Source organism: Rheinheimera sp. (genome assembly GCF_965283995.1).
In the GTDB taxonomy this organism is placed as follows: Bacteria; Pseudomonadota; Gammaproteobacteria; order Enterobacterales; family Alteromonadaceae; genus Pararheinheimera.
The window spans coordinates 466684-490502 of record NZ_CBDIQG010000001.1; the positions used below are offsets into that span (position 1 = coordinate 466684).

A 23819-nucleotide genomic window follows, 5' to 3' on the forward strand; every position below is an offset into this window, starting at 1 on the left:
TAATCAGCGCCCGTTTTTTTGTCCGGTAGTCCCATGATTGAATTTATTGTCAAACTGCATCCAGAGATCTCCATCAAGAGTAAGTCGGTGCGCAAACGCCAGACCATGTTGCTGGAACAAAACATCAAAACGATTTTGTTGCGGCTTGATCCCGCGGTCGAAGTGCAGAATTTGTATGATCATCTGACGGTGAGGCTGGACAAAGATGACGACACTTTACGTCAGCAAATGGCGGAGCATCTGCAGTGTATCCCGGGCATCGTGCAATTTGCCGAAATGCAGTCGGCAGGATTTGAATCTCTTCACCATATTTTTGAACAAGTACTGGCGTTATACCGTGACGAGCTTGCCGGTAAAAGTTTTGTCGTGCGGGTGCGGCGCAACGGCGATCATGAATTCAGTTCACTGGACGCGGAGCGCTACATAGGCGGCGGTCTGAATCAACATATTCCTACGGCGCGTGTCCAGCTGAAGAACCCGGATGTATCAGTACAGCTTGAGATCCGCCGCGACAAGCTGTTAATGAAAAAACGCATTTATCAGGGCATGGGTGGCTTTCCACTGCCAAGCCAGGGCGATGTGTTGTCATTGATTTCGGGTGGTTTTGATTCCGCAGTGGCTAGTTATCTGATGATCCGTAAGGGCCTGCGTACCCATTTCCTCTTTTTTAATCTGGGTGGTGCAGCCCATGAAACCGGTGTGCGCCAGATGGCATTTTATATTTGGCAAAAATATAGTTTGTCGCACAAGGTCAAGTTCGTATCAGTAGATTTTGCCCCTGTCGTCGACGAAATATTAGCCCGGATCCCGTCAGGCCTGATGGGCGTCGTGTTAAAACGCATGATGATGCGTGCCGCGGCAACTGTGGCTGAAAGCCTCAACGTCAAAGCGGTTGTCACTGGCGAAAGTATCGGCCAGGTTGCCAGCCAGACTATCGTGAACCTCAATGTCATCGACCGGGTCACTGAGACACTGATCCTGCGGCCGCTGATTTATCAGGATAAACAGGAAATTATTGATATCGCTCGCGCTATTGGTGTCGAAGATATGGCGAAAACGATGCCGGAATACTGTGGCGTGATCTCGCGTAGTCCAACCATCAATGCCGTCTTGGCAGATGTCCATGCAGCTGAGCACCACTTTGATTTCAGCATTCTGGAAAAAGTCAGTGTTGAGGCAAAAGTACTGGATATCCGCACTGTCGAGTACCAGGCTGATCAGCAACTAACAACTGTGGCAACCGAATCTGTATTGCCGGCTGACGCCATTGTCTTGGATGTGCGCGCGCCGGATGAAACGGATTTGCATCCGTTACAACTCGACAGTCATGCCGTGCAGGAACTGCCGTTTTTCCGTATCGCCAGTCAATTTGCCGCGCTGGATCAATCGAAACAATATTATCTGTATTGTGACCGCGGTGTAATGAGCCGGCTGCAGGCATTGCTGCTCAAAGAGCAGGGCTACCAGAATGTCGGTGTGTATAAAAAAGCCTGAATGAAACTTGCCTGAAACATCAGGCCGGTTTTACCGCGCGCAGTTGCTGATAGAGCTGCTGATGCGCCGGTATCGCGACTCCAGCTTCTGTAGCGGTTTTTAATAAAAAACCCGTAATAAATTCCAGTTCATCCGGGCGCTGTAGTGCCCGGTCTTGCTGCATGGACGAAAAATTACCGGCCGTATTTGCCGCGACGTCCAGTACCATCTGACTCAGCGTCTGCGGGTCAAACATCTGGCCTTTGGCCTGTGCCACCAGGCAGAATTCGTGTATCAACAAGTCGATTTGGCGCCGATATTGCGGTTTAGTCAGCTCGCCATTTTTGACCATCAGCAGTGCGGTCAGCGGATTAATCACCGCGTTAACCGCCAGTTTTTGCCACAGCGCCGGCAGGATATCGGTCACAACCTGCAGAGGACCTAACGCGGCAGCAAGCACGGCTTCGGGTGGTGATGAATGACAGGCTAATGCATTGATGGGGCCCAGCATGGTGCGACCGACCCCGGTATGCTGCAGCCGATGCGGTCCGGATTTTAATGCGCCATGGGTGGTACTGGCAAACCAGAGCTTTTGGCTGCTTTTTAGCTGCGACTGCGCCAGCTCCAGCGTGCCCATACCATTGTGACACAGCACAATATCGGCATCGGGCGCACAGCTCGGCAACCATTGTTGCAACGCCTGTGCTACGGAAAATGCTTTTACAGGCACCAGCAACAATGGCAAAGGCTGCAGCGGCTGTCGGCAATTCAGCAGTAACGAATGGTCCTGTTGTTGTTGACGGAAATTCAGCACCAATGTTGCCAGCTGTGAGTCCCGCGTCAGCAGGTGACATGGTAAGTGCCGCAGTGCCAGCTGACTGGCCGCTAACAGACCGATAGCACCTTGGCCGACAATGCCAATGGCAGGGTGTTGCTCTGACATTTTCATGCTGCCTGACGGACGAACCAATGTGCCGGTAAATATCGTACCAATGCAGCAGCGAGCAGGATACCGGCGACGTCTGCCAACCAGTCCAGCGGATCACCCATCCGGCTGGTGAAAGTCGCCTGTGCCACTTCAATCAACGCGCCGTAAACTGCGAGCAGCACAAAGGCGTATAGAAAAGATCGGGTAAAAGCTTGTTTAAAACTCAGGGTCAGTGCGAAAAATACCAACACATGCATCACTTTATCATTCGGCATCCAGCCAGATGGAATACCACTGACATCTTTAAGAAAACCATAAGTGGCCAGTGACAGCAGGGCGAAAAACAATGAGACGGCAAGCGGTTTTTGCAGTGGAAGCACGGAAAAACACCTGAAATGACACCAAGATACTCGGATTATACGGCGCGCAGCGTTATAATCGCCAGCCGTAAAATTTGGATTATCAGGAGCGCCACATGCCAACATTTGACATCGTTTCTAAAGCGGATCAGCAGGAAGTGCTGAACGCCGTGGACAACGCCAACCGGGAACTGGCTACCCGTTTTGATTTTCGCGGTGTCCAGGCTGAATTCAGCGTCAAAGAAACAACAGTGACGATGAAAGCGGAAGCCGAACCGCAGCTGACCCAGATGAAAGATCTGTTTTTTAATAAAGCCATCAAACGTGGTTTGGACATCCGGTCCTTTGAATCGGCAAAGGTCGAGTTTTCCGGCAAGACTTGTAGCCAACAGCTCACCGTGAAACAAGGTGTTGAAAAAGAGCTGGCGAAAAAAATCGTCAACCTGATTAAAGACAGCAAACTGAAAGTACAAGCGTCAATTCAAGGCGACGAAGTGCGGATCACCGGTAAAAAACGCGACGATCTGCAGGAAGCCATAGCCTTATTGCGCGCAACTGATTTAGGTCAGCCGCTGCAATATCAGAATTTCCGCGACTAATCCGCTTTGCAGTCACAGCCTGCTTTGCGTGGCAAAGCAGGCTTACCCTCAGCCAAATATCAGCAGCCGTCTGGATTGCTGAATTCATTGACATTCTCCGCCTCATCGCTAAACTGAGCGCGCATTTTCAGGTGCTGCGTTAGTTCGCAGTGAAACGGGAAGCTGGTGTCCGTCATTCTGACCCAATCCAGCGCTGCCCCCGCAACGGTAAATTTTGTGGTAACGCCTTCGTGCATACGCGAATGGCAACACCGTGTCACGCCACCACTGTCTTCGGATGGGAAGGGACATGTCGCTGTCGGCCCCGACAACAGGATCAGCCCGGAGACCGGCCTGAAAATTTCATCAACCAACCACATGCGGCGGGCATGTGCAGTGGAGTCAACATGTCGAAATTTTCTTTACTGGCCCTTGCTGTGGCCAGCACCGGCGCTTTGGCGCAACCTGCAGAATCTAATCTTGAACATATCTCTGTCTACGCCAGCCGGCAGGCCAAGCCGGTCAGTGAGACATTAACCAGCGTGACAGTATTGGACCGGGCAGCAATTGAGGCGGCACAGGTGCGCGATTTGCCTGCTTTATTGCAACAAGTGCCAGGCGTGACGGTGTTACGTCAGGGCGGTCGCGGTCAAACCAGTAGTATTTTTATCCGCGGTGGTAAAAGTGGTCATACGCTGGTGTTATTGGATGGCGTACGGATCGGTGCTGCGACATTGGGTTACCAGTCTTTAGCAATGCTGCCATTGGAGCAAATTGAAAAGATTGAAATTATCCGCGGACCCAAAGCGGCTCTTTATGGTTCAGATGCCCTCGGCGGCGTGATCGCCATTTCCAGCCGTCGCAGCGACAATCTGACCTTCAATGCCAAAGCGGGTAGTCATAAACATACCGAAGCCAACCTCGCTGGTAGCCAACAGATTGATAACGTTAAAGTGTTTGGCGCTGTCGGCACTGCGATGGCCGAAGGTTTTAATGCCACAGTCAATGGCGACCCGGACCGCGACGGTTTCGAACAAACTTATGTCAAAGCTGGTGCTGAACTGGATAACCAGTTTGGTTTATGGCAATGGCAGTCACAGGTCAATGATGGTGTGTATGAATATGACAATAGCTGGGGCGGCGATGAAGCAGAAATGCGTCAGGACCTGCACCAACTGCAATGGCAAGGCAGCGGTCTTGGTGGGACGCACCAACTGAAACTGGCGCATAACCTGGACGATGACCTGAACTACGGCAACAAAGCGGCGGAAAGTTTGTTCCGCACCCAACGTGACGAAGTGGACGCTCAGAGCCAGTTTGCTCTGACCAACAACATCAGTGCCTTAGTCGGCGGAAACTGGTATCAGGAAGAAGTGCGCAAAAGCGGTAGCCAATACGTCAGCGACAGCCGCACCAACCGCAGTGGTTTTGCCGGACTCAGTGCACAATTTGGCGATTGGTTATTGGACGGCACCGGCCGGCGCGATCAGGTCAGCGGCTATGGCGGCGAAAACAGTTATGAGCTGGGTGCCGGTTATCAGCTGACCAAGGCACTGCAGCTGCGTGCCAGTCAGGGCACCGGTTTTAAAGTCCCTTCATTTAATGAGTTGTATTGGCCAGGCTTTAGTAATCCGGCACTGAAGCCGGAAGAGTCGCTGTCGCGTGAAATCGGGCTGGACTATATCGACGGAAGCGCGCAAAGCAGCCTGGTGTTGTTTAAGCGTGACCTGACCAACCTGATCCAGCGTAAAAACCAAGTACTGGAAAATGTCGAGTTGGCTCAGTTTGAAGGCCTAGAATTCAGCCAAACCTTGCGTCTGTCTGACGTGGACCTGTCGTTTAACTATAGCTGGCTGAATAGCCGGGACGTTGTGAAAAAGCAGCAGCTGAGCAAGCGACCGCGGCATCAGGCCAATTTACAGCTCGATCGCCAAATAGAGCGGTGGACGATAGGTTTGAATACGCATTTCCGTTCCCGCACCTTCTCCGGTGATAACTTTGGTACCAAAGTCCCGGATTTGGCATCTGTCGTGTTGTTTGGTGTTGGCACGACTTATCAGTGGGACTCGCAAATCCGCTTACAACTGAAAGTAGATAATCTGCTCAATCGCAGCTATCAGACCGATTATGGCTATCGGCAGGCTGGCCTCGAGTTGATGTTTGGTATTCAGGTAGCGCAGTTCTGAGGATGAGTCGCTTATTCAGCAAAAGCCACCTTTAGTCAGGTGGCTTTTTTATTTCAGTGGTTTGAGTAAAGCTGTCAAATGCGCGCAGCAGTTTTCAGATAGGGTGCATATGATTCGCTGAATTTAGCCAGCTTTGGCGCAATCAGATAAGCACAATAAGACTGTTGTGGGTTCTGATTGAAATAATCCTGATGGTAAGCCTCCGCCGGATAAAAAGTGCTGGCACGGCTGATCGCGGTGACAATAGGCGCGTTGAAATCAGCTTGTGCTGAGCTGATAAATTGCCGGGCTGTCTCAAGCTGCGCTTCATCATGGGCGAAAATCTCGGAGCGGTACTGCGTGCCGACGTCATTGCCTTGCCGGTTTAACGTAGTCGGGTCATGTAATTGGAAAAACATCTCGAGCAGCAATTCAAAACTGACCTGCGCCGGATCGTAGCTCAGCTGAACCACTTCGGCATGACCGGTGGTGCCGGTGCAGACCGCGCGATAGTTGGCGTTTGCACTGGTACCACCCATATAACCACTGACCACTTGTGAAACGCCACGAACTTGCGCCAGCGCGGCTTCGATACACCAGAAACATCCGCCTGCAAAAGTTGCCAGTTGTGCCATGTTTAATCCCCGAACCAATCTGTTGAATGCCCGATAGCGTAGTCTAATACGTACCCGCAGGCCAACAGATGACAGAGATGGAGAAAAAAATGCGAGTTGCGATTATCGGCGCAGGGATGACCGGTGCCAGTGCGGCCCAACAGCTTCGCCAGAATGATGCTGAGGTAGTGGTGTTTGACAAAGCCCGGGGCCCAGGTGGGCGCATGACGTCGAAACGGGTGGAGTCGATGGATGTGGCCCTGCCGTTTTACCCCTTAGATTTTGGTGCGCAGTATTTTACCGCCCGCCATCCCCAGTTTGTAAAGGCATTGCAGGGCTGGTTGGCACAAGGGGTGGTTCAGCGCTGGGATTTTGATCCTTATGTCTGGCAGCATGGTTTGTTGTTGCCTTCTACTGACGGCCAGAGCCGTTATGTCAGCACGCCAACAATGCATCAGCTAGTGAAGAATCTGCTGGATGACACAACGCTGTATCTGAACTGCCGCATCACGGAACTGAGCTTCAGTCAAAGCAGCTTTAGCAGTCAGCACGGCGGCGAATGGACGTTAAGCTCGGCGGAAGGGGCCAGCTATCCGGGATTTGACGCTGTGATCCTAACCTGTCCGCCAGAGCAAAGCCGCCAGTTGCTGGCGGAACATCCGCTGGCCTTGCAGATCCCTTCAGCGCTGCTATTGCCGTGTTGGGCGGTTTCACTGCAGCTGAAGAGCGCGGTCGAGCATCCGGCGGATGGCATTTTTGTCAAAGAAGGACCGCTCAGCTGGTGTGCCCGGCAAAGTGCCAAACCTGGCAGAGCCGGCATCACCGAACAATGGTTGTTGCATTTTAATGCCGCCACCAGTCTGCAATTACTGGAGGCTAGTCCGGAAGAACTGGTGGCGTTGGCCCAGCTGGAATTCAGCCGCATCATCGGCCAAAAAGTCAGCGTTAGCGAGTCACTTTGCCATCGCTGGCTCTATGCCAGTTTTAATCCGGCGCAGCCGGCTCCCGGGTTGCTAACGGACAAAACCCAACAGTTGGTGCTGGCCGGTGACTGGAGTCTTGGAGGGCGGGTCGAAAATGCTTATTTGGCCGGGCGACAGGCCGCAGCATTTCTGCTGCCGGCGCCATTAAATGTGACTGACTTGTCAGCCGTGGGCATTGACTCTATGCTGGACAACGCCTGAATGGCAAGGCATTGACGATAAAGGAGTTAAGATGGGATTGTTCAGTGGATTGTTGGGGAATGCCGGTGCAATTGATGTAGCCGAAGTTGAAGCCGAGCTGGCCAGCTTGCTGGCTGACGGCGAACAGCCAGAGCAAGCATTTAAGCTGCTGCGCGATATGATAGTGTTTACCAATAAACGGTTGATCCTGATTGATAAACAAGGCATTACCGGTTCAAAGAAAGAATATATGTCAGTACCTTACCGCTCGATTGTGCGCTTCAGTGCTGAAACCAAAGGCCACTTTGATCTGGAATCAGAACTGGTGATTTGGCTCAGCAGCACAACGGAGCCACTGCGGAAAACCTTTAGCAAAGACGGCAATATTATCGCTGTGCAAAAAGCGCTGGCGACTTACGCCTGTCGCTAAAGTGTTGGCGTTTTATCGCGGCATAGGCTGCGGCGAGGCGCCAGACTTAGTCGCATAAAACTGCCGGCTGTGGTCTATCAGCTGGCAAAGTTCAGCCACGCCATCCAGGGTGCGGATGGTGGCACGGTGCAATAAGTCGGCGTTCGGTTGCGCCCGTTGTTGCAGCTGTACGGCTTTGAGGCTGGCAAAACGTGTGGAGTAGTCCGTCAGGCGGCGTGGTTCAGTCGTTGATACCGGCTGCACAATCAAATCCGGCTGGCGTTGCAATAGCGCTTCAGCACTGACCTGCGGATAAGCTGCGGTGGCGTCAGCAAAGATATTTGCCGCACCACACAGCTGCAAGGCCTGTGCAGGCCATGCTGCCGGACCAATCGTCGACAGCGGCTCGTCCCATAATTCGTAAAACACCCGCACGGTTTTTTTCTGCTGATATTGCTGGCGCAGTGCGGCCAGGCGATCCCGTACCGCGCGGGCCTGTTGGCTGGCTTGCGCTTGATGTCCGGTCAGGCTACCGAGCCGCTCCAGATCTGTGGCAATATCATCCAGCGTTTTAGGCTCAAAGCCTGCCGTGCGGATGCCGAGCCGTTGTAACTGACTGATCTCAGCCGCCGGGCTGCCGCTTTGCCAAAACAGCACCAAATCAGGTTTTAGTGCCAGAATGCTTTCCAGTTGCAAGCCGGCATAATTGCCGACCCGGGGGATCGCAGCGGCCGCAAGTGGATAATCAGCATGTTCGACGGTGCCGACAATCATGCCACCAGCACCAATACTGTACAGCTGTTCGACCAGGTGAGGCGCCAACACCACGAGTCGCGGGCTTTGGGCGGCCAATAACGGCGATGTCCAAAGCAGCAACAATAGTGCGCTGACCGCGCGGCGCATCACCAATCCACTCCCTGTTGCGCCCGGACTCCGGAATCAAATGCATGTTTGATATTCTGCACTTCACTGACGGTATCGGCCAGTTCCAGCAAGGCGCGGTGGCAGCCCCGACCGGTGATCACCACGTGTTGGGTAGCTGGCCGGTTCTGCAACGCGGCTAAGACGTCATCGAGCGCAATATAGTCATAGGCGACCATATAGGTCAGCTCATCGAGCAATACCAGATTGAGCGCCGGATCCTGCAAAAACTGTTTAGCCTGTTGCCAGACCTGTTGCGCCGCAGCGCTGTCGGTTTCGCGGTTTTGTGTATCCCAGGTAAAACCGGTGGCCATTACCGCAAACGGCACGCCATGTTGCTGCAGCAGGTTACGTTCACCGCAGTCCCAGCCACCTTTAATAAACTGCACGACGGCGGCCTTCTGACCATGACCGGTGGCGCGCGCCACCACGCCAAACCCGGCAGTCGACTTGCCCTTGCCATTGCCGGTGATCACCAGCAACAAGCCTTTATCGATAGTTGCACTGGCGATACGAGCATCGACCTGTTCTTTCAGCTTTTGCTGGCGTTTCTGGTGACCGGTTTTCTCTTCCGGTACAGGCACTTCATTACTCATTTGGACTCCGGCGTCGGCTAATTAACAACAGAAAAAACGCACTGCCGCATAAGGCGGTCAGAATGCCAATGGGCAATTCTTGTGGTGCCAGCGCACTACGGGCGATGGTATCAACCCAGATCAGAAAAATCGCGCCACCAAGCGCACTGCCGAATAACAATGTCAGGATCTGGCCACCGAACATAAGCCGGATCAGGTGTGGGATCATCAGCCCGACAAAGCCAATGCCGCCACAATAGGCGACCACCACAGCGGTCAATAGGGCACAAAGTAACAGCAACAGCAGGCGCCAGCGCGAAACAGCAACACCAAGACTTTTTGCCATATCGTCCGACCAGGCCAGCGCCAGCAGTTGGCGGCGGCCAAGACTACACACAACGAAGGTCACGGCCAGTGAAACCGCCAGTAACTGTACGGCCAGCCAGTCAGCGTGGCTGAGACTGCCCATTAACCAGAACATAATCCGGTTGGCGGCGAAACTGTCGGCCTGATACAGCAATAAACTGGCCAGTGCGCTGGCACAAAATGACACGGCAAGGCCAGTCAGCAACAAAGTGCTGAGGGATTGCATGCCCTGAGTGGCGGCCCGTTGCGCCAGTGTCAGCACCAGCAGGATCGCGATCAGCGCACCGGCAAATGCGGCTGCCGGCAACGCCAGTGCCAGCGCCGGGAACAACAAACTGCTGATGGTGGCGCCGAGTGCAGCTCCGGACACCACGCCAAATAAATACGGATCGGCCAGCTCGTTGCGGCTAAGTAGCTGTAGTAAAGCGCCACAAAGCGCCAGTGCTGCGCCGGCCAGTCCTGCCAGCAATACGCGGGGCAGGCGCAATTGCCAGAATATTTGCTGCGGCAGCGGGTCAGTCGCCTGACCGGTTAACAAAGACCAGAGCGGCAAATCTACTACGCCAATCTTTAGAGCCGTCATTACACTGACAGCCAATGCCCCGGCTAAAAGTAGCATCTGCAATAAGAGACGGCGGGTCATCGGCGCTCCGGGGCAAAGGTTACTCTGCAGTGCTGATCAAACGGGCTGTTATCAACCAGACAAGGCCGGCCATATACCTGTTCCAGCAGTTGAGGTTGCAGCACCTGTGCCGGAGTGCCAGCCGCCAGCAGCTGTCCGTGCTGTAACACCAGCAACTCATCACAATAAGCTGCCGCCAGATTAATGTCGTGAAAACTGGCAAGAACGGTCAGACCACTGCGGCGTAATATCGCCAGCAGTTGATGTTGATAGTGGATGTCCAGATGATTGACCGGCTCATCAAGTAACAAGACGCTGGCCTGCTGCACCAGAACCCGGGCCAGGTGGGCACGTTGTTGTTCACCACCGGATAAGTGGCGCAGCAATGCCGATGCTTTGTCGGCAAGGCCAACCTGACTGAGGGCTGCGTCCATCGCGGCTTTGTCTGCACGGCTATCTGTTTGCCACAAGGCTTTATGCGGCATTAAGCCCAATTGCAGCAATTGCTGCACTGACATCTCTGTGGGTGGTTGCTGCTGACTTAAATAGGCTAACTGGCGGGCGCGGGCGCGTGGCTCGAGTTGTTGCAGTGGCTGTTGCTGTAGCAGTACCTGACCCTGATCGGGTGATTTCAGTGCGGCCAACACTTGTAATAACGTCGATTTGCCGGCACCGTTGGCGCCGAGTAATCCATAAATTTTGCCGGCTTCCAGAGCAAAACTCAGTGGCCCAAGCACGAATCCGCCGGGGAGTTGCAGTTGGACCTGTTGGCATTGCAGTAACACCGACGTGTCAGTCATTGAATGCTGCACCGAAAAGAAGGGCTATGGCAAAGCCGGAAAAATAATGCGCTGATAGTAACAAATATTCAACGCAAGGCCCAGCCCGCCGTGCGTGCGGCGGTGCAGGGCAATGCACAGGATCAGTCTTTAGGTGTGTCCAGCGCGTCCAGCGCTTTGGCGATATCCTGTGGTGAACCGGTGTTACGAGCCAGCGCGACATAAGCGACCGGCACTATATAGATGGTCAGCAGTGTGGCAAAACCAACCCCGGCGCAAATTACCATCCCAATCACCATCCGGCTTTCCGAACCCGGGCCAGACGTGATAATCAGCGGAATACTGCTCATCACGGTGGTAAAGGCCGTCATCGTGATAGGTCGCAGACGCTGGACTGCAGCCTGATGAATGGCCGCAGTGAATTCGACACCGGCATCCCGCAGCTGGTTGGCAAACTCAACTATCAGAATACCGTTTTTCGCCACCAGCCCGATGATCATCACCAGCCCGATTTGGCTATAGATATTCAACGTCATATCAGCTAAATACAGACCGCCGAGCGCACCGGCCATGCCCAGCGGCACTGTCAGCATAATGACAAACGGATGAATAAAACTCTCAAACTGCGCAGCCATCACCAGATAAGTGATGATAAGCGCCAGGGCAAAAATCAGGATGGTTGATTCACCGCTGTTTTTAAACATCAGTGATTCGCCTTTATAGTCAATGCCGCCGACGTCTTTGATTTCTGTCCGCACCACACCTTCGAGGTATTCCAGTGCTTCACCGAGGCTATATCCAGGCGCCAGATTGGCCATGATAGTGATAGCGCGCATCCGGTTATAGCGATTCAGTGTCGATGACGTCGCTTCTTCTTTTAACGTCACCAGATTGTCCAGCGGGATCAGCTGGTTTGAACCGGTGGAACGCACATAAACCCCGGTGATGCTGGTTGGGTCGCTGAAATCGGAATCGGCGCCTTCCAGAATAAGGTCGTATTCTTTACCACGGTCAAGAAAGGTGGTGACACGGCGGCCGCCAAGCATTGCTTCGAGCGCGCGGCCGACCACGCCAACCGAGATGCCCAGGTCTGCGGCTCGTTCGGTGTTAATTTCTACCAAAATTTGCGGCACTGTTTCTTTGTAATCATGGTCGAGCATCTGCAGATTGGGATTTTCCCGCGCTTTGGCCAGCACAATATCGCGCCACTTCGCGAGCTCTTCATAGGTATTGCCCTGAATAACAAACTGCACCGGCCGGCCACCACCACCGCCGCCACGTCCGGCGGTCAGGCCGCTGCGCATATTGGTAAAGGCGCGCACGTCGGTCAGGTTATTGAGCTTCTGACCTATCTCCTGCATCAGTTCCGGTGTGCGGCGCTGGCCGTTATGCCAGTTTTCACTACCAACAATCGCCATGCCGCCGCTGTTACCAAAACCAGGTACACGGATCAGCAAACGGTTCAATTCACCTTTTTCGTAGTACGGCAGCAGAATATCTTCAATAAGTCGCATATTCTGTTGGTTGGACTGGTAACTGGCACCTTCAGCCGGGCTCATCATGACAAAAAATGTTCCGCGGTCTTCCTGCGGCGACAACTCGGATGGCAACAATTTCAGCAGCAACACACTAATCACCACACAGCTGCCGAGTACCAACCAGCTCGGCCAGCGTACGCGCGTGACGACTTGCAGCTGACGCAGATAAGCGGCTTCGACTTTTTCCATTGCATGGTGGATAAACAGGCTAAAGCCTCGTTTCTCCTTTTGTACTTTGAGCATCTTGCTGCATAGCATTGGTGAAAGCGTCAGTGCGGCAATCGCTGAGAATGCCACTGCAGCAGCAACCGCCAGCGCAAATTCAGTAAATAGCTTGCCCAAATCTCCTTGCATAAAGACCAGCGGGACAAACACCGCGATCAGCACCAATGTGGTTGCGACCACCGCAAAACCGACTTCGCGGCTGCCATGATAGGCCGCTTGCAGGGGCGGCTGGCCTTGTTCAATTCGCCGGTAGATATTTTCCAGCACGACAATCGAATCGTCGACCACCAGACCAATCGCCAGCACCATCGCCAATAACGTCAGCAGGTTAATGGAAAAATCGAGCGCATACAGCACCGTCACTGCCGCAATCAGGGCAACGGGGACGGTAATAGCGGGAATAAAGGTCGCGCGGACGCTGCCTAAAAAGGCAAAAATCACCAGCACCACCAGTACCATCGCAATACCCAGCGTGACATAGACTTCATGGATAGATTCGGCAATAAACAATGACGAATCATAACCCGGCACTATCGTGGTGCCTTGTGGCAGACTGGCGGCAATTCGGTCGACCTCGGCGCGGACGTTGCGCACCACATCCAGCGTATTGGCTTTGGACTGCTTAATAATACCGATGCCGAGCACGTTCTTGCCGTCGCTTCTGAATTCACTTTCTTCATTTTCTGAAGCCAGTGTCACATCAGCAATTTCACCAAGCCGAACTAAATAGTTGTTGTCGCCTTTTTTCACTACCAGGCGGCGATAATCATCCTGAGTTTTATAGGTGCGGATCACCCGGACGATAAAGTCACGGTCGGCGGACTTGACATTGCCGGCCGGTAATTCGACGTTTTCATTGCGCAGCACGTTTTCAATATCGGCGACTGTGACATTACGTGACGCCATCGCGTCTTTATTCAGCCAGATGCGCATCGCGTATTTGCGCTCGCCACCGATTTGCAGCCGGGCCACGCCATCGACCACAGAAAACCGTTCGACGATATAGCGGTTAGCGTAATCGGTGAGTTCGAGGTTGGTCATGGTGTCGCTGTTAAGCAAAAACCAGGCGATGGTGTCATCGTCACCATTGGCTTTAACCACTTGTGGCGGTCTGGCCTGATCCGGCAAGCGTTCCATCATCCGTGACACGCGCTCGCGCACATCGTTGGCGGCGGCGTCGATGTCCCGGTTAACATTAAACTCGATAATGACGTTCGAGCGGCCGACACGGCTGCTGGAACTGATATTGATGATGCCTTCGACGCCACTGATCAAATCTTCCAGCGGCTGAGTAATTTTCGATTCAACAATTTCGGCTGAGGCACCGGGATAATCTGTGCTGATAGTGACCACCGGCGAATCAATATCCGGATATTCACGCAGCGGCAGCATACTGAAACAGACGATGCCGAAGATCACCAGCACCAGGTTAATGACGGTCGCGAAAACCGGACGTTTAACAGATAGATCAGACAGCAACATGGCTTATGGCTCCGACCGCGTGATCACCACGCCGGTACGCAGCTTCTGGCTGCCTTCAGTGACAATTTCATCACCGGCTTTGAGGCCTGAGATGACTTCAACCAGTCCGGGTAAACGCTGGCCGGGAATGATTTCAACCTGACGGACTTTATCTTCCGCCTCCACCACAAAGACATAATGTTTGCTTTGCAGCGGCATCACGGCTTTTTCAGCAATTTGCACCACTTCCGCTTTGGCCAGTTCAACATGCACATTCAGTAACATGCCCGGGCGCAGTTTCAGATCGGCATTGTCGATCACGGCGTGGACTTTCACCGAGCGGGTCACCGGATCAATCCGTGGGTCAATTGCTTTAACTTTGCCCTGAAAAGTAAAACCTGGATAGGCGATGTTGTCGGCGGAGATGACCATGTCATTTTGCAGCGCGGCCAGATAACGTTCGGCAATATTAAATTCAACGCGGATTGTACTGATGTCATCCAATGTGGTCAGCTCAGTCCCTGTTGCGAGGTAGGCGCCATTACTGACCTGACGTAACCCCAGCACACCGTCAAACGGCGCGTGGATCACCAGTTCACTGAGGCGGGCTTCAAGTGCGTCGAGCTGCGCGCGGGTGGCATTCACTTTGGCCTGTTGTTCGTCCAGCAATGACTGTGCGCTGGCCTGAGTACGGGTTAAGTTTTTCAGCCGGGCTAACTGACGATTTTGTTCAGTCATTAGTGCCTTCAGTTCGGCAATACGGGCACGTTCTTCGGTGTCGTTAAAGCGAGCAATCAAATCACCTTTTTTAACCGGCTGGCCTTCCTCTATATTCAGTTCAATCAGATAATCACTGCTGGCATTGACAATTCGGGCAGAATCATAGGCCAACGCAGTACCCAAAGCGTCAACTTTTCGGGTCAAAACAGCGCTTTGAACTTTGCTGGTGCTGACATAAATTTTGCTTTCAACCCGTCGGTTTTGGTCTTGCGGCGTTGTTGTTTGAAAGAATAAATACAACATAAAGCCAGCCAGCAATAAAAAAATGATCCAAATCAGGCGTGAATGGTTAATCAATGTCAGAACTCCGGTCCATATATTTCATCAAAAACTGATGTATTGTAGGGAATCTGTTCTGTATTAGATGTCGGCGTTATCGCAGTAGGTGGTCGATTGGTCGTATCAGTGGGAAATATTCAGGAGAATAAATGGTGGATAAAAAATGCGAACGTTGCAGGATGTTTCGGTTTTACCTGGTCTGGACCATCCTGATGAGCCTGTTAATGTACTGGTATCTGCAATCGCTATGACCAGTCGCCAGTTTTACGCCGCTTCGGCAAAAGGTGGCGCCACGTTATTTCTGACGGCTTCAGCAATGTTATTGGCCGGTATTTTATTGCTGGCAGTGCGCGCTGATTTAATGGCGGCTCAAGGCTGGGTACTTTGGTTCTTGTTGACTCTGGTCGCGGCTTATGTCGGCATCATGAAGCTCAGAGCACCGGTATTGCTTGCAGAGACAACGACCGAGGGCCTGCGGTATTTCCACCCGCGCGGCAGTTGGCTAATCCCCTGGAGTTCGTTGGGGCAGGTACAGCAAGTGACGCTGCAGGGCCGTGAAATGGCTTGGATCGGCGTGCGTGTGCTGGACTACGATCAAATCTTAACGACCATATCATTGCGCTTGGCCGTGCGGTTATTGATAGAGCAACGGGGTCTGTTGATAGCGGCCGCCGGTAGCGGTTGTCCGGATGGGCGCTGTGCCAGCGACTACCTGACTGACGTGACTGCCTTTCGCAGTAAAACGCGGTTGTATAAAGGCGTGCAGGCGATGTTTGCTCAGCGCATGGTGCATCTGCGTCAGTTTGTGCAGGCTGACTTGTTGATCCCTGCCGATCTGGCCAACTGCAGCGTCAGTGAATTTTGCCTTTTTATCAATCGGCAACGGTTGAATTTTACTCAGGAAAACAACGGCTAGACACACCCCAACCGCTGGTTCATAATGCAAAAAACTTCCTTGCAGATTTGGTGAATGCACAGATGAGTACATATGAAAGACCTTTTCTGGTCAGTGGCCGCAATACCATCATCCACAAACAGAAAAAACTCGATTTAGTGATTATTAACGGTGACTCCGACCCAGTCGTCATCGTGTCCCGCACCGGCGTGAAAAAATTTGAAGAAGAAGTGCCGGCGAATCGGGTGGAAGCAAAAGAACGTTATATGGAACTGGTCGATATCGGTAGTTCAGATGTGTTTGGTGAAAGCAAAACTTTATTGTTTGTGCAGGCGCTGAACAACAAAGAATATAAAATCGACTACACCAAAATTGGTACTGATTTATTTATCCGTGTTCACCAGGAAAATTATATCTAAACGCATGTCTCAGGACCTGAATGCACAATCGCTTGCTTTCAGGTCCGTTTTTTGTTTCAGTAACATCACAGTTAGTCTATTTCATGTGATGTTGTCGTGAATAAAGTCGCAATGCAATTCAGCAAAGATGCAGACTTCATCGAAGTCCAGGTCGCCGTCGGATTAGATGATCTGACCGGGCAGGCTATACGCGACGCTTTGCAAGAAGCAGGTTATGCGCGTTGTTTTATCCTCACCGAACAAATCAACCAGTTATTGGCTGATTATCTGGCACTGCAAAACGATATCAAACTAAACAAGCTCAAAGAAGGTGTCGTGGTCCGGCGAAAAATCGCTGAGCGCCGAAACGCTGTATTGGCGATTCAAATAGCAGCAGATTCGATGTCAGCCGTCGCGGAAATTGTTGCAGCCTGGGGCGGCGCACCAGTTTCGGCAAATGATCTGGTGAAAGCGGCGCAGGAAGCAGGCGTTAGTTTTGGTTTTCAAAAGGATGCAATTGTACAGCTGGTTGGCACCGCTAGCCGGGCTGAGCCTGGCAGTAAACTCCAGCAGATTATTGCAGTTGGCCGGGTGATGCAGCCGGGACAAAACGCCAGTTTTGAAGCCTTAGTGGAAGGCCTGACTGTGCGTCCTAATAGACCGCTTCAGGTCAACGAGTCAAAAGTCGACTTAAGGGATTTTGGTGTGATCCCTTCCGTGCGTAGCGGAGACCCGGTGATCATGCGCCGGCCACCCACAAAAGGCATAGACGGTGTTTCGGTTCGTGGTGATATCACACTGGCTTCTCCCGGGCAGCAGGTCGAATGGCAGCCGGGAGAGGGTACTGAAGTCAGCCCAACGGATCCAGATATGCTGATAGCCAATCGCGATGGTATGCCACGGGTGATGGAAGCCGGCGCGGCAGTAGATGAAGTATATGCGGTACAAAAAGTAGATTTGTCGACCGGCCACGTCCAGTTTAAAGGTTCAGTCATTATTAACGGTGATGTGACAGAAAGTATGAAAGTGATTGCCGGTGGCAATATTTTTATCAAAGGCATGGCCGAAGGTTCACTCATTGAATCTGGCGGGGATGTGCATATCGGCGGAGCCATTATTGGTCATCAGTTTTCTGCACAGGACAATAGTCTGGAAAATTTCAGTACCGTCGTTCGTGCTGCAGGCAATATCCAATGTACATTAGCGCAATATGCCCGAATTGAATGCAATGGTGATTTTCAAGCGACGAAGCAAATTAATCATTGTGATGTGAACGCGCGCAGCGTGATCTCAGGTACTGAAGACAAGCTCAATGGCAAAATTGTTGGCGGCCGGTTTTATCTCGATTTTGGCCTGAAGGCTGGTATTCTGGGCGCTCCTTCCGAAAGCGCGTTACAGATTAATCTGAACCGTCGTATTGACCCGGTATTGGAAAAGCAGCAGGCGTTGAAGCAGAACATCGCAATGGTCAAACACGAGATGGAGCAAATCCGTCAAAGCCTGGAACAAATGAAGCAACAGGAAAGATCGGAAGCCGCTCTGGAGCAGATGAAATATCTGGTGGATGATTTTGAAGCGCAAAAAGCCATCGCTTTGGCGCTGATTGAAGATGTAAAGCAGCTGGAAGTTGATCGCATCAGTAAGATGACTGAAGTCCTGGTGCTGGTGAAGCAACAGATGTTCGCCGGTATCGAGTTTAAACTGGGTACCGAGATATTACCGGTGAAGCGGGAATATGGTCCCAGTAAAATCCATCAAGTGGATGCCCGGTTGAGTATTGAGCCCTGGGTCAGCTGAAAAACCGACCAATAGCCGGCAGGCTGCGACCTTCACTGCCCAGACAAACGCCCTGATCCAGCTGGGTATGATATGCTGTGAATATATTGATACCCCGGCTGAATTGTGATCTGAAGTGAATTTAAAGCGGTTATGCATAACAAGCCTGATGTTTCTGCCACTCTGGACACAGGCCAGCGAATGCAAGATGGCATTTCGCCACGGTATCCTGATTTCCCCCGACCAAATCCGCGTTCAGACGGCCGACCGCACCCAATACCAAATTAATAATGACCAACAGTTGTTTATCCAAGGCGAACTGCAGCAGTTATCAGCTGAAGATATTCGCGTGTTGCAAAAATATAGCCACGGCATGCGCAAATTTGTGCCTCAAGTGGTTGGTATCGCGGTAGATAGTATGGAGCTTGGTTTGCAGGCGATCGAGAGTATGCTCGTTGGCGTTGGCAACAAAGCTCAGCAGGAAGAGTGGCAGGCACTGGTACGGGAAACCACGTATCAGATCATGTCGCGGTTTGTGCGCAGTGGTGAGCACTTTTATCTGGCGCCGCAAAGCCTGAACGAAATGGATGCTTTTTTGCACGGTGAACTGAAAGAAAATCTGAATACTCTGGCGAAAAACACGGTAGGCGCCGTTTGGCAGGCGCTGCGTGATGCATTGCAGCAGACCGATGACAACTTTGAACTGAATGACAGCCGTGACTGGCAACCAGTCGAGCAGCTGGTAGATAAAATCAACTTAGGTCTGGATGCCAAAGCGGAAGAACTGGAAGCAAAATCAGCTTTGTTCTGTAACCGCCTGGTTGAACTGGATCTAATCGAAACCGAGCTGCAACAGCGGGTGCCGGGCCTTGCGGCATATGATGTTGTGATCGCTAAATAGCTAAGCAGCAGCGGGTGGTTTAAACCACCCCATAATCGCCACCCAGGGACGCCGGCATCGCGTTATCCACTTCATCACTAATGGCATCCAGCGTCTTTTCTGCTTCAGCCAATTCGCTGACTTCAGCGATATGAAATAGCGCTTCCCCCTCGTTGACCAGGGGTAAGTTGTTGCGGCCGATAATGATGCCACTAAAAGGCGCAAGCACCGCCACTTCAAAATCAGAGTATGGTGAATAGATATGTGCCAGCGTATCGCCGGCGTTAACGATCTGGCCTAAACCTTGATAATAACGGGCAATACCGTCATGTTCCGCGCGGATCCAACTACTTTTCTTCGAAAACAACGAGCCGGTTTTCTGCTGACGTTTTAGCGTTCTCAGCATACCCAGACTGTGCATCACATTGACGATACCGCGCACACCGATGTTGATCGCCTGTTCGTCAAACCGCAACGCTTCGCCGGCTTCATACAAAATAATCGGAATGCCCATCCCATTGGCTGTACCTCGCATCGTGCCATCACGGCTGGCGGCTTTAATGATGATGGGCGCATTAAAACTCTCAGCCATTCGCAGCGAAACTTTGTCTTTTGACGTAGCGCGTACTTGCGGATAGTTACTGCGGTGAATGGCGCCTGTGTGTAAATCAATGACGTGCGTCGATTTTTTTAAAATTCGGTCGGTAAATTGCCAGGCCATCCTGCTGCCAAGCGAACCTTTTTCGCTACCCGGAAAGCTGCGGTTTAAATCCCGCCGATCGGGCAGGTAACGGCTTTGTTGGACAAATCCATAGGTATTGACGATCGGCACGACAATCAAAGTGCCTTTAATATTATTCAGCCGCGGCAGGCGCAACAAACGGCGGCAGATCTCCACGCCATTAATTTCGTCACCATGCAAAGCCGCGGTAATTAATAAAACCGGGCCCGGTCGTTTACCATGAATGACATGCGCTCCGATATTGAGCTCGGTGTGGGTATAAAGTTTGCCAAACGGGATGTCAACGACCATCCGCTGGCCTGGGGCGATCTGGCTGTTGCCAAGGACAAAGTCAGCCTGTACCGGTGTCACTGGCGAGGGCGATTCCTGTTCCGGCGATGGTTCAGCGCTTAGGGTCGCTCCCAGCTCTGGTGCGATATCCGGCAGATCAGCAGGTGCACTCATCAACGATCCTGATGTTTTTGGTATTGGCTTTCCAGATAATCCAGAATCGCACCGGCTACGTCAACAGTTGTGGCCGCTTCGATGCCTTCGAGGCCCGGTGAACTATTCACTTCCATTACCACAGGGCCTTCTTTGGATTGCAGGATGTCGACGCCAGCGACAGCAAGACCCATACATTTTGCCGCCTGCAGTGCAGTTTTTCGCTCCGCACTGCTGAGTTTTACCGCAGTTGCAGTGCCGCCGCGATGCAGGTTAGAGCGAAATTCGCCAGCTTTGGCCTGGCGTTTCATTGCCGCGATAACTTTATTGCCAACGACAAAGCAGCGGATATCTGCGCCTTTGGCTTCACTGATGTATTGCTGCACCAGAATATTGGCGTTGAGGCCCATAAAAGCCTCAATCACGCTTTCTGCTGCAGTGCGGGTCTCGGCCAGCACCACACCAATGCCTTGGGTTCCTTCGAGCAGTTTAATCACCAGCGGGGCTCCGCCGACCATTTCAATCAGGTCCGGAATGTCACCGGGCTTATCAGCAAAACCAGTGACTGGTAAACCAATACCTTCACGCGCCATCAGTTGCATTGAATTCAGTTTGTCGCGGGCCCGGCTGATCGCATCAGCGGTATTCAGGCAATAAACGCCCATCATTTCAAATTGGCGCAGCACGGCATTGCCGTAAAACGTGATGGATGCGCCAATGCGAGGGATCACGGCATCAATGCCTTCCAATGCGGCGCCACGATAGTGGATGGATAACGCATTGTGGTTGATGTTCATATAGCACAAAGTAGGGTCTATGACTTCGACCTGATGACCGCGTGCCACCGCAGTGTCGACCAGACGGCGGGTGGAATACAACTCGGCATTTCGGGATAACACAGCAATTTTCATGCGGACTCCGGCACTCGCAAAGACTGATCAGGAATTGCCTGATTCTAGACGGATTTTTTTAAAAGCGGGAAAGTTGCCTGCCTTTTTGCAGATCTATGGCAGCAACAACAAAGAACCAAGGCCCAGGAAGACAAAAAAACCAATGACATCGGTCACTGTCGTCAGGATCACGGATCCGGATAATGCCGGATCAATCCGGGCCTTTTCCAACCAAACCGGGATCACGACCCCAGAGAAGGCGGCGACAAAAATATTGATGACAATGGCGAGGGCAATAACGATACCAATGATCCAGTCCCCAAACCATAAATAGGTGACGCCGCAAATCACCACCGCCCAAAGTACACCGTTGATAAGACCTACACCGAGTTCTTTACGCATCAATGTCCAATAGGTTTGCGGCGTAATTTGGCCTAATGCCAGACCGCGGATAATCAGCGTTAAGGTCTGACTACCGGCAATACCGCCCATACTGGCAACTATCGGCATTAACACCGCCAGGGCCACTTGCTGTTGTAGCGTGGCTTCAAATAAGCCAATGGTCCAGGCCGCGAGGAAAGCGGTCAGTAAATTGATACCAAGCCAGACCGCGCGGCTTTTGGCGCTGGCAATCACTGGCGCGAATAAGTCTTCATTTTCATCGAGGCCTGCGGTATGCATAAACTGACCTTCGAGGCTGCGTCTGACGTTTTCCAGCGCTTCGCCAATCGAGATCCGGCCGAGTAACTTACTCTCATCATCAACTACCGCCAACGCGCTGTAACCGGAGCGCGCGACAATATCGGAACCAGTGTCGAGATCCATTTCACCTTCAACGACGGGCGCTTCTTCATCGATATATTCAACGACCGGTAAATGCGATGGTGCCCCCAATAACCGGGTGCCATGCAGCTGGCCAACATAACGGCCGGTGCGGTCGACCACCATCAGGGAGTCCTGATACTCGGCATCTTCATTGAGTTTTTTGAACATGCGCACTGCATCGCGCACCTTGGCGTTATTGCGGATAGTGAGTACGTCATGGTCGGCGTAGCGGCCACATTGTTCATCGGTATAGGCGAGGGCTGTTGCCAGCCATAGTTTTTCGCTGGCGTCGAGCTTAGAGCAAGCGGCTTGATACACTGCGTCCGGTAATTCGTCCAGCAGCTCAATCAGATCATCAACGTCCATCCGCGCAACTAATTCAGTCAGCGCAGCATCGGGGAGTTGTTTAAAGATATTTTCGCGGGCGTCTTCCCGCATGTAGCCCAAGGCATGGACCTGTTCGTCCGGGTGCAGCGCCAGCCAGGTGCTGAGACGTTGCTCCAGTGGCATCGCTTCGAGTGCCACTGCAATTTCTTCCGGTTCCAGCTGACTGAGTTTTTCCCCAAGCAGCTCAGATTCCTGCTCGTCAAAACTGTCGCGGACTATCTCTTCGATATCCAGCAGCTGGTTTTCAGCCATAATCCGGGCCCTGTCGGCAGGACGGTGTTGTCCTTGGGTAGTAATTTGCTGCGGATGATACCGCAGCTGAGTAACATTTTTATAGTCAATTCAACAGCATTTTTCGAGGTGGTCGCGACTATCTGTATATTTTACCACCAACGTTTGATCTTAAAACCAAGTAACATGCCGAGCGCCACGACGGCCATACCCGCCAAAGTCCAGTAATATCCAAGTGGCATATGCAATTCCGGCATATGATCGAAGTTCATCCCATAGACACCGACAATAAAAGTGAGCGGAATAAACACCGCAGAAATCATTGTCAGCACTTTCATCCGTTCGTTAATTTGATGAGAAGAAGTCGACATGTAACTGCTGACCAGATCGCCAAGTTGGTCGTAATACATCTGAGTCATGGAATGTAATCGCTCGAACTTTTCATAAAAATCTCTGAGTTCGACCGGTTCAAACTGAGACATCACGCCAGCGCCGCCATCATCCGGTGTCAGCAAGTCGGCAAACATGTCTTTCTGGTAAGCGAGGTTGCGATCAAGTTTGCGGAATACGGACCTGAATCGCATGATCCGGCTCATCTTATGGTCGTCACCGTGCGAGAGCATCGCGTCTTCAAATTCGCCCAGTTCATCTTCAAAATTGATCAATTTTTCTAGGTAGCTGGCTGACACGGTGTGAATGTAGCTTTTGACCCATTCTTTGATCGGTGTCACGGGTCGGTTCACATCAAATGCCTGGACTTTGTAATGACCCGCTTCCTCTGGCAGCTGACATTTATAAAGCAGTACCTGATTGGAAAACAGCAATGACAGCTGGGCATGGCCTGGATATTCGTGGAAGCTTTCGCCGGCAAAAGCCCGCAAAATCAATAATGTAAAACCATCGTACGCTTCAAGTTTTGGTGGGTGACGTTCGCGTAAATAATCTTCGGCAATCACCGGATGGATTTGAAACCGATTCAACACTTGTTGTTGCTCGGCATAACTGGCACTCGACATGTCGATCCAGGCTTTCTGATCGCCATGCAGCGGTAGTTGTAATAAATTCAGATCACCGGATTGCCAGTCGTTGGTTTCCGGATTGTATAAATGCAAGATTAGCATGCATCATCCTTTTTAC

The 23819-nt window shown here is 52.1% G+C and carries 22 protein-coding genes and 1 riboswitch; of the genes, 9 read left to right on the plus strand and 13 right to left on the minus strand.

Features of this window, described 5'->3' with window-relative positions:
- Positions 1-33 precede the first annotated feature (33 nt).
- Positions 34-1494 (plus strand): tRNA uracil 4-sulfurtransferase ThiI, encoded by a 1461-nt coding sequence (gene thiI, locus ACQ66Q_RS02175; RefSeq protein ID WP_430455286.1) that lies wholly within the window; start codon positions 34-36, stop codon positions 1492-1494.
- A gap of 19 nt (positions 1495-1513) precedes the next feature.
- Here the strand turns inward: thiI and ACQ66Q_RS02180 are convergent, their stop codons facing one another.
- A complete protein-coding gene (locus ACQ66Q_RS02180) occupies positions 1514-2416 on the minus strand; it encodes a ketopantoate reductase family protein (RefSeq protein WP_430455287.1) in 903 nt (300 codons plus the stop codon).
- A gap of 2 nt (positions 2417-2418) precedes the next feature.
- The gene (locus tag ACQ66Q_RS02185) at positions 2419-2781 is read right to left on the minus strand and encodes a VanZ family protein (protein ID WP_430455288.1); all 363 of its coding nucleotides are present in this window, start codon (positions 2779-2781) and stop codon (positions 2419-2421) included.
- A gap of 95 nt (positions 2782-2876) precedes the next feature.
- Here ACQ66Q_RS02185 and ACQ66Q_RS02190 point away from each other — a divergent pair, with 95 nt between their 5' ends.
- Both ACQ66Q_RS02190 and ACQ66Q_RS02195 read left to right on the plus strand, forming a co-directional pair.
- Entirely contained in the window at positions 2877-3359 is a 483-nt protein-coding gene (locus ACQ66Q_RS02190; protein ID WP_208931005.1) for a YajQ family cyclic di-GMP-binding protein, read from the plus strand.
- 112 nt (positions 3360-3471) lie between these two features.
- A riboswitch (cobalamin riboswitch) is annotated at positions 3472-3710 on the plus strand.
- Between the two features lie 35 nt (positions 3711-3745).
- Positions 3746-5524, plus strand: coding sequence for a TonB-dependent receptor domain-containing protein (locus ACQ66Q_RS02195; RefSeq protein ID WP_430455289.1), 1779 nt, complete (start codon positions 3746-3748; stop codon positions 5522-5524).
- Positions 5525-5598: 74 nt separating this feature from the next.
- Here the strand turns inward: ACQ66Q_RS02195 and msrA are convergent, their stop codons facing one another.
- Positions 5599-6138, minus strand: coding sequence for a peptide-methionine (S)-S-oxide reductase MsrA (gene msrA, locus ACQ66Q_RS02200; RefSeq protein WP_430455290.1), 540 nt, complete (start codon positions 6136-6138; stop codon positions 5599-5601).
- Between the two features lie 89 nt (positions 6139-6227).
- On the opposite strand from msrA, the gene ACQ66Q_RS02205 reads away from it, so the two are divergent.
- Together ACQ66Q_RS02205 and ACQ66Q_RS02210 are read left to right on the plus strand one after the other, a co-directional pair.
- A complete protein-coding gene (locus ACQ66Q_RS02205; RefSeq protein WP_430455291.1) occupies positions 6228-7301 on the plus strand; it encodes an NAD(P)/FAD-dependent oxidoreductase in 1074 nt (357 codons plus the stop codon).
- Positions 7302-7332: 31 nt separating this feature from the next.
- Entirely contained in the window at positions 7333-7710 is a 378-nt protein-coding gene (locus tag ACQ66Q_RS02210; RefSeq protein ID WP_430455292.1) for a PH domain-containing protein, read from the plus strand.
- A 12-nt stretch (positions 7711-7722) separates the two neighbouring features.
- On the opposite strand, the gene ACQ66Q_RS02215 is transcribed toward ACQ66Q_RS02210, so the two are convergent.
- The 6 genes from ACQ66Q_RS02215 to ACQ66Q_RS02240 all read right to left on the minus strand — a co-directional run bounded on the left by ACQ66Q_RS02215 (position 7723) and on the right by ACQ66Q_RS02240 (position 15199).
- Positions 7723-8592 carry a cobalamin-binding protein gene (locus tag ACQ66Q_RS02215; RefSeq protein WP_430458524.1) on the minus strand — a complete coding sequence of 290 codons (870 nt, stop codon included), beginning with the start codon at positions 8590-8592 and terminating at the stop codon, positions 7723-7725.
- Positions 8592-9206, minus strand: coding sequence for a cob(I)yrinic acid a,c-diamide adenosyltransferase (gene cobO, locus ACQ66Q_RS02220; RefSeq protein WP_430455293.1), 615 nt, complete (start codon positions 9204-9206; stop codon positions 8592-8594). Before cobO ends, ACQ66Q_RS02215 begins: the two co-directional genes overlap by 1 nt.
- On the minus strand, positions 9199-10194 hold the full coding sequence (locus ACQ66Q_RS02225; protein ID WP_430455294.1) for a FecCD family ABC transporter permease: 996 nt from the start codon (positions 10192-10194) through the stop codon (positions 9199-9201). Before ACQ66Q_RS02225 ends, cobO begins: the two co-directional genes overlap by 8 nt.
- Positions 10191-10973, minus strand: coding sequence for an ABC transporter ATP-binding protein (locus tag ACQ66Q_RS02230; RefSeq protein ID WP_430455295.1), 783 nt, complete (start codon positions 10971-10973; stop codon positions 10191-10193). Before ACQ66Q_RS02230 ends, ACQ66Q_RS02225 begins: the two co-directional genes overlap by 4 nt.
- A 122-nt stretch (positions 10974-11095) precedes the next feature.
- Positions 11096-14197: an efflux RND transporter permease subunit gene (locus tag ACQ66Q_RS02235; protein WP_430455296.1), complete on the minus strand. Its 3102-nt coding sequence runs from the start codon at positions 14195-14197 to the stop codon at positions 11096-11098.
- Between the two features lie 3 nt (positions 14198-14200).
- Positions 14201-15199: an efflux RND transporter periplasmic adaptor subunit gene (locus ACQ66Q_RS02240; protein WP_430458525.1), complete on the minus strand. Its 999-nt coding sequence runs from the start codon at positions 15197-15199 to the stop codon at positions 14201-14203.
- A 199-nt stretch (positions 15200-15398) separates the two neighbouring features.
- Here ACQ66Q_RS02240 and ACQ66Q_RS02245 point away from each other — a divergent pair, with 199 nt between their 5' ends.
- From ACQ66Q_RS02245 to ACQ66Q_RS02260, 4 genes are all read left to right on the plus strand, one after another.
- Entirely contained in the window at positions 15399-16151 is a 753-nt protein-coding gene (locus ACQ66Q_RS02245) for a DUF2982 domain-containing protein (protein WP_430455297.1), read from the plus strand.
- A gap of 62 nt (positions 16152-16213) precedes the next feature.
- Complete coding sequence (locus ACQ66Q_RS02250) at positions 16214-16549, plus strand: hypothetical protein (protein WP_377242074.1); 336 nt, start codon at positions 16214-16216, stop codon at positions 16547-16549.
- A 96-nt stretch (positions 16550-16645) separates the two neighbouring features.
- Positions 16646-18325: a DUF342 domain-containing protein gene (locus ACQ66Q_RS02255; protein WP_430455298.1), complete on the plus strand. Its 1680-nt coding sequence runs from the start codon at positions 16646-16648 to the stop codon at positions 18323-18325.
- Between the two features lie 187 nt (positions 18326-18512).
- Complete coding sequence (locus tag ACQ66Q_RS02260) at positions 18513-19205, plus strand: DUF2884 family protein (protein WP_430455299.1); 693 nt, start codon at positions 18513-18515, stop codon at positions 19203-19205.
- 19 nt (positions 19206-19224) lie between these two features.
- Here ACQ66Q_RS02260 and ACQ66Q_RS02265 read toward each other — a convergent pair whose 3' ends face one another.
- The 4 genes from ACQ66Q_RS02265 to ACQ66Q_RS02280 form a co-directional block, all read right to left on the minus strand.
- Complete coding sequence (locus ACQ66Q_RS02265) at positions 19225-20217, minus strand: succinylglutamate desuccinylase/aspartoacylase family protein (protein WP_430458526.1); 993 nt, start codon at positions 20215-20217, stop codon at positions 19225-19227.
- Between the two features lie 152 nt (positions 20218-20369).
- Positions 20370-21260 carry a 30S ribosomal protein S6--L-glutamate ligase gene (gene rimK, locus ACQ66Q_RS02270; protein ID WP_430455300.1) on the minus strand — a complete coding sequence of 297 codons (891 nt, stop codon included), beginning with the start codon at positions 21258-21260 and terminating at the stop codon, positions 20370-20372.
- A 93-nt stretch (positions 21261-21353) separates the two neighbouring features.
- On the minus strand, positions 21354-22703 hold the full coding sequence (locus tag ACQ66Q_RS02275; RefSeq protein ID WP_377242082.1) for a magnesium transporter: 1350 nt from the start codon (positions 22701-22703) through the stop codon (positions 21354-21356).
- Positions 22704-22834: 131 nt separating this feature from the next.
- Positions 22835-23803, minus strand: a complete 969-nt coding sequence (locus ACQ66Q_RS02280; RefSeq protein WP_377242084.1) for a magnesium transporter CorA family protein — start codon at positions 23801-23803, stop codon at positions 22835-22837.
- Between the last annotated feature and the right edge of the window lie 16 nt (positions 23804-23819).

Excerpts from the sequence above, each read along its gene's own strand:
- ACQ66Q_RS02250 (WP_377242074.1), top strand. The coding sequence starts at position 16,214 with ATGAGTACATATGAAAGACCTTTTCTGGTCAGTGGCCGCAATACCATC.
- ACQ66Q_RS02260 (WP_430455299.1), top strand. The coding sequence starts at position 18,513 with ATGGCATTTCGCCACGGTATCCTGATTTCCCCCGACCAAATCCGCGTT.
- ACQ66Q_RS02245 (WP_430455297.1), top strand. The coding sequence starts at position 15,399 with ATGCGAACGTTGCAGGATGTTTCGGTTTTACCTGGTCTGGACCATCCT.
- thiI (WP_430455286.1), top strand. The coding sequence starts at position 34 with ATGATTGAATTTATTGTCAAACTGCATCCAGAGATCTCCATCAAGAGT.
- ACQ66Q_RS02240 (WP_430458525.1), bottom strand. The coding sequence starts at position 15,199 with ATGTTGTATTTATTCTTTCAAACAACAACGCCGCAAGACCAAAACCGA.
- ACQ66Q_RS02180 (WP_430455287.1), bottom strand. The coding sequence starts at position 2,416 with ATGTCAGAGCAACACCCTGCCATTGGCATTGTCGGCCAAGGTGCTATC.
- cobO (WP_430455293.1), bottom strand. The coding sequence starts at position 9,206 with ATGAGTAATGAAGTGCCTGTACCGGAAGAGAAAACCGGTCACCAGAAA.
- ACQ66Q_RS02280 (WP_377242084.1), bottom strand. The coding sequence starts at position 23,803 with ATGCTAATCTTGCATTTATACAATCCGGAAACCAACGACTGGCAATCC.
- rimK (WP_430455300.1), bottom strand. The coding sequence starts at position 21,260 with ATGAAAATTGCTGTGTTATCCCGAAATGCCGAGTTGTATTCCACCCGC.
- ACQ66Q_RS02265 (WP_430458526.1), bottom strand. The coding sequence starts at position 20,217 with ATGGTCGTTGACATCCCGTTTGGCAAACTTTATACCCACACCGAGCTC.
- ACQ66Q_RS02235 (WP_430455296.1), bottom strand. The coding sequence starts at position 14,197 with ATGTTGCTGTCTGATCTATCTGTTAAACGTCCGGTTTTCGCGACCGTC.
- ACQ66Q_RS02205 (WP_430455291.1), top strand. The coding sequence starts at position 6,228 with ATGCGAGTTGCGATTATCGGCGCAGGGATGACCGGTGCCAGTGCGGCC.
- ACQ66Q_RS02190 (WP_208931005.1), top strand. The coding sequence starts at position 2,877 with ATGCCAACATTTGACATCGTTTCTAAAGCGGATCAGCAGGAAGTGCTG.
- ACQ66Q_RS02215 (WP_430458524.1), bottom strand. The coding sequence starts at position 8,592 with ATGCGCCGCGCGGTCAGCGCACTATTGTTGCTGCTTTGGACATCGCCG.
- msrA (WP_430455290.1), bottom strand. The coding sequence starts at position 6,138 with ATGGCACAACTGGCAACTTTTGCAGGCGGATGTTTCTGGTGTATCGAA.
- ACQ66Q_RS02210 (WP_430455292.1), top strand. The coding sequence starts at position 7,333 with ATGGGATTGTTCAGTGGATTGTTGGGGAATGCCGGTGCAATTGATGTA.
- ACQ66Q_RS02225 (WP_430455294.1), bottom strand. The coding sequence starts at position 10,194 with ATGACCCGCCGTCTCTTATTGCAGATGCTACTTTTAGCCGGGGCATTG.
- ACQ66Q_RS02195 (WP_430455289.1), top strand. The coding sequence starts at position 3,746 with ATGTCGAAATTTTCTTTACTGGCCCTTGCTGTGGCCAGCACCGGCGCT.
- ACQ66Q_RS02275 (WP_377242082.1), bottom strand. The coding sequence starts at position 22,703 with ATGGCTGAAAACCAGCTGCTGGATATCGAAGAGATAGTCCGCGACAGT.
- ACQ66Q_RS02230 (WP_430455295.1), bottom strand. The coding sequence starts at position 10,973 with ATGACTGACACGTCGGTGTTACTGCAATGCCAACAGGTCCAACTGCAA.